Genomic DNA, 1,021 nt, shown 5'->3' with positions numbered 1-1,021 from the left:
AATACTCATCTCGCCCACCTGTGTCGGTTTGCGGTACGGTCTCGTATGACTGAAGCTTAGAGGCTTTTCTTGGAACCACTTCCGATTGCTACGTGAACAAGTTCACTCGTCCCAGCCCCTTGGATTACGTACCCGGATTTGCCTAAGTACCTCCTATGAACCAGAAACTGACTATTCCAACAGTCAGACAACCTTCCGCGATCCGTCCCCCCATCGCATCATACGACGGTGCAGGAATATTAACCTGCTTCCCATCAGCTACGCATCTCTGCCTCGCCTTAGGGGCCGACTCACCCTGCTCCGATGAACGTTGAACAGGAAACCTTGGGCTTACGGCGTGGGGGCTTTTCACCCCCATTATCGCTACTCATGTCAGCATTCGCACTTCTGATACCTCCAGCATCCTTTACAAGACACCTTCGCAGGCTTACAGAACGCTCTCCTACCATATGCTTACGCATATCCGCAGCTTCGGTGACTGGCTTAGCCCCGTTACATCTTCCGCGCAGGACGACTCGATCAGTGAGCTATTACGCTTTCTTTAAATGATGGCTGCTTCTAAGCCAACATCCTGACTGTTTTAGCCTTCCCACTTCGTTTTCCACTTAGCCAATCTTTGGGACCTTAGCTGGCGGTCTGGGTTGTTTCCCTCTTGACGCCGGACGTTAGCACCCGACGTCTGTCTCCCAAGCTCGCACTCATCGGTATTCGGAGTTTGCAATGGTTTGGTAAGTCGCGATGACCCCCTAGCCATAACAGTGCTCTACCCCCGATGGTGATACTTGAGGCACTACCTAAATAGTTTTCGGAGAGAACCAGCTATTTCCAAGTTTGTTTAGCCTTTCACCCCTACCCACAGCTCATCCCCTAATTTTTCAACATTAGTGGGTTCGGACCTCCAGTGCGTGTTACCGCACCTTCATCCTGGCCATGAGTAGATCACTTGGTTTCGGGTCTACACCCAGCGACTATCGCCCTGTTCGGACTCGATTTCTCTACGGCTTCCCTATTCGGTTAACCT

General features: G+C 51.5%; 1 rRNA gene. It reads right to left on the bottom strand.

Going from position 1 to position 1,021, the window contains the following annotated elements:
* Positions 1-1,021 (bottom strand): 23S ribosomal RNA (locus tag GJ695_RS29370); the annotation flags it as partial.

Source organism: Duganella alba (genome assembly GCF_009674495.1).
Lineage (GTDB): Bacteria > Pseudomonadota > Gammaproteobacteria > Burkholderiales > Burkholderiaceae_D > Rugamonas > Rugamonas alba.
The sequence above is the reverse complement of the archived record's forward strand: the minus strand, read 5'-3'. Positions and strand labels throughout refer to the sequence as shown.